5 protein-coding genes, 1 other RNA gene and 1 pseudogene are annotated in these 3,274 nt (G+C 43.0%); 5 read left to right on the top strand and 2 right to left on the bottom strand.

What is annotated here, in order from left to right; genetic code table 11:
• The 5 genes from IQ229_RS19905 to queF all read left to right on the top strand — a co-directional run.
• On the top strand, nucleotides 1-192 hold a 192-nt coding region (locus IQ229_RS19905; protein ID WP_194046697.1), incomplete at its 5' end, for a YciI family protein.
• Nucleotides 193-229: 37 nt separating this feature from the next.
• An RNA gene (ffs, locus tag IQ229_RS19900) (signal recognition particle sRNA small type) lies at nucleotides 230-326 on the top strand.
• Nucleotides 327-351: 25 nt separating this feature from the next.
• Nucleotides 352-738 carry a phasin family protein gene (locus tag IQ229_RS19895; RefSeq protein ID WP_194046694.1) on the top strand — a complete coding sequence of 129 codons (387 nt, stop codon included), beginning with the start codon at nucleotides 352-354 and terminating at the stop codon, nucleotides 736-738.
• Between the two features lie 156 nt (nucleotides 739-894).
• Nucleotides 895-1,296, top strand: coding sequence for a hypothetical protein (locus IQ229_RS19890; RefSeq protein ID WP_194046692.1), 402 nt, complete (start codon nucleotides 895-897; stop codon nucleotides 1,294-1,296).
• Nucleotides 1,297-1,396: 100 nt separating this feature from the next.
• Nucleotides 1,397-1,777: a preQ(1) synthase gene (queF, locus tag IQ229_RS19885; protein ID WP_194046690.1), complete on the top strand. Its 381-nt coding sequence runs from the start codon at nucleotides 1,397-1,399 to the stop codon at nucleotides 1,775-1,777.
• Between the two features lie 37 nt (nucleotides 1,778-1,814).
• On the opposite strand, the gene pstS is transcribed toward queF, so the two are convergent.
• Both pstS and IQ229_RS19875 read right to left on the bottom strand, forming a co-directional pair.
• Nucleotides 1,815-2,894 (bottom strand): phosphate ABC transporter substrate-binding protein PstS, encoded by a 1,080-nt coding sequence (pstS, locus tag IQ229_RS19880; RefSeq protein ID WP_194046688.1) that lies wholly within the window; start codon nucleotides 2,892-2,894, stop codon nucleotides 1,815-1,817.
• A gap of 176 nt (nucleotides 2,895-3,070) precedes the next feature.
• Nucleotides 3,071-3,274, bottom strand: a pseudogene (locus tag IQ229_RS19875) (cytochrome c biogenesis protein ResB); the annotation flags it as partial.

The raw sequence follows: 3,274 nt of genomic DNA, 5'->3' as shown, positions 1-3,274 counted from the left end.
GCCTACATTCGGGAATTGATTACTAAAGGACACAAAGCGCGAACAGGCTATTGGGTGGAGCAAAGAGGCGGAATGTTACTGTTTGAGGCTGCCTCAAAGGAGCAAGCGGAAGCGATTGTGGCTGATGATCCCTTGGTGAAACACGGCTGCGTCAACTATCAGCTTTATGAATGGCGAATTGTTATGGAATAACACACACTTACTGAATTTTCATGTTATGTTTATATAAGACCTGGATCTATGCGATCGCAACACCCAAATCTTGTCAGAACCGGAAGGTAGCAGCAACACGGGAGGCTTGTGGTAGGCGTAGTCTCCGGGTCGCCCTATTTTTAGGAGCGGTCAGCAACAATGCCTGGTTTTGGAGATATTGTTCAAAAAGCTTTTTACCTCGGTGTTGGATTAGCTTCTTACGCAGGTGAGAAAGCAGGGGGAAAATTAGCCGAAGTGCGATCGCAAGTCCAAAAACTGGCAGATGAGATGGTGGCAAAGGGCGAAATGAACACAGAAGAAGCCCGCCGCTTCGTTGAGGACATGATGAAGCAAGCCCAACAAGCTCAACCATCTGTTGAAACCTCACCAGAAACGCCCCCTTCTCAACCTCGCCGCATTGAAATTTTAGAGGAAGATGAAGAGCCAACGGTCAAAGAGGCGTCAAATGATGAGAATGTAGATAAATTGCGCGATGAAGTGCTAAAGCTGCAAGACGAGTTAAAGCGATTGCAACGCGATCAATAAAAAGCATTCTTTAAGCGAAATATCGGTAATAAGTGGCATTTTGACATGACACTTCGGATAAAAACTTGATAAGATACATTGCCTAGTGTGTATTTTAGTGCTTCAAGCCAGATAACACAAAGCGTCCTGTTTATAGCCTGCAAAGGTGTCAAGTTTATGGAACAGTGGCAAAAAGATTTAGTAGAAATCGTCGAAACAGTGGCTGATGAAGTAGAGCGCTTCTTCCTGGGAATGAGTGAAGTGGTAGACGCATTTTTTGAGCTAACGGAAGAAGTCAGCGAGCAAGTACACAATAATATTGTTACTGAAGTCGATCAGTATCTACAGGATTTGGCTGAACCAATGTTAGAAGCTTACTGGGAACTGGAAGACATGGTAGCAGATGTCGATCCGGGTTTTCCTTATTCAGTTGAACCCACATCTGAAAAAAATCCTGCCTGTATCGGTTGTAGTCATTACCACGGCCAAGTTTATGGTGGTAATTTATTAGTTTGTGCTATGCATCCCCACGGTTGTGAAGATGAGAATTGTCCAGACTGGGAGAAGGAAGAGTATTGATTGGGAGTTAGGAGTTAGGAGTTAACAAGCTACAAAATTAATAAAAGGACGTAAAGATAAGTAGAATAACTAATGATAAATGACAAATGACAAATGACAAATGACAAACCAAGAAATGAAGTATGGCGAACGCGACATTGCCGAAGGTAAACTAATTACCTTTCCGAATCCGCGTGTGGGGAGGCGATATGACATCAACATTACTTTGCCGGAATTTACTTGTAAATGTCCGTTTTCCGGGTATCCTGACTTTGCGACAATTTATGTTAGCTATGTGCCTGATGAACGGGTAGTGGAATTGAAAGCACTCAAACTTTATATTAATAGTTACCGCGATCGCTATATTTCCCACGAAGAATCTGCCAATCAAATTTTAGATGATTTTGTGGCTGCTTGCGATCCGTTGGAAGTGACGGTAAAAGCAGATTTCACGCCTCGCGGTAATGTACATACTGTAGTTGAAGTGCGTCACCAAAAGTAACATGATTGCTGATGAGTGCAGATGGCATTAATCGGCTTCATTCAGCAATTTTCTTCACGGCAGATTGCACCTGAAGCACAACTTTTTTTGATAAAGGAATATATCCAAGTTCCAAACTGGATTTTTGCCCATCAATCACAGCCCAATTCACAAAGTTTTTCAGTGCTTGAGCTTTGACTCGGTTTGGATATTGGTGATAAGTTAAAAGCCAGCTATAAGTGACGATGGGATAAGACTGGGCACCTGTAGGATCGGTGATAAAAGCAATCAAGTTATCACCTGGTAGTTTTACTGCTTCTAAAGTTTGTGCTACAGATTCTGGTGTCGGCGTAATATAATTACCAGATTTATTTTCTAAAGCAGCCACAGGAAGCTTATTTTGTTTGGCGTAAACGTATTCTACATAGCCAATAGCTCCTGGTATCTGTTGAATCAGGGCGGTAACACCTTCGTTACCCTTTCCACCAACTCCCACTTGCCATGCTATCGATTTACCAGCTCCTATTTTGCTTTTCCATTCTGGACTGATGGCGCTTAGGTGTTGCGTAAACACGCTTGTAGTTCCACTACCATCTGTTCGGTGTACAACTTGAATCGGTAAATCAGGCAAACTTACACCTGGATTAGCTGCGGCTATTCTAGGATGATTCCAATTCGTAATTTTTCCGAGAAAGATATCTACGTAAACTTGGCGTGGTAGCCTGAGAGCAGTTGGCAGATTCACTTGAGGCGACTGCCGTACAGATGGTGTGAGGTTGTAAGCTAGTACAATCGAACCGGCAGTTATTGGCAAAGCAATTACTCCCCGTTTTATTTTGGCTGCTTGTTCCCTTGTAATTCCCACATCACTAGCTGCAAAATCTACAGTACCGTCGATGAGCTGTTGCACTCCAGCACTGCTTCCTATAGCTTGATAGTTAATTTCTATATTGGGATTTTGCTGGTTGTAATCTGAAAGCCAGCGCTCATACAAAGGTGCGGGAAAACTTGCCCCAGTACCAACAAGGGAAACACGCTTTATGTTTTTTTGCTCGGCAGCGCAAGAAGCAATACTCAACAAGATAGCGATTAAAGGTAGAAGGCAAACCCGTCCTTGAGATTGAAGTTTGGCAGACATAGAAATTTTTTGTTCCAATTTTTAATAAATACCTCTAGTAATTTCAATGTTTGTAGGCGTGTGGGCGTAATTAATTGTAAATAACTTTGAAACGCAGAGGGACGCAGAGGTTAACGCAAAGGTACGCAAAGTAATCCTCTGCGTACCTCTGCGATTTCCTTTGCGCCCTTCTGCGTTTAAACTTCAATCGCTGCCTCTTTCTCTTCACCTTTTGGCTGTGAACTCAGCCGATCTAAAATCTCTAAAACTTCTTGTTCAAAAGCAACTTGGGCGCGATTAGTTTTGCCACCAACATACAAGCGATCGCCTTTTTGCAATGCCCAGATTTGCGAGTGGGAAAAGTAACTCATCACCACACCCAGCATGAGCAAGCCAAACCC

It is taken from the genome of Nostoc cf. edaphicum LEGE 07299, assembly GCF_015207245.1.
Taxonomy (GTDB): Bacteria; Cyanobacteriota; Cyanobacteriia; order Cyanobacteriales; family Nostocaceae; genus Nostoc; species Nostoc edaphicum_B.
Note: the sequence above shows the minus strand (reverse complement) of the source record. Positions and strands in the feature narration are given on the sequence as shown.

Coding starts and splice junctions, on each gene's coding strand:
- IQ229_RS19895 (WP_194046694.1), top strand. CDS start 352: ATGCCTGGTTTTGGAGATATTGTTCAAAAAGCTTTTTACCTCGGTGTT.
- IQ229_RS19890 (WP_194046692.1), top strand. CDS start 895: ATGGAACAGTGGCAAAAAGATTTAGTAGAAATCGTCGAAACAGTGGCT.
- queF (WP_194046690.1), top strand. CDS start 1,397: ATGACAAACCAAGAAATGAAGTATGGCGAACGCGACATTGCCGAAGGT.
- pstS (WP_194046688.1), bottom strand. CDS start 2,894: ATGTCTGCCAAACTTCAATCTCAAGGACGGGTTTGCCTTCTACCTTTA.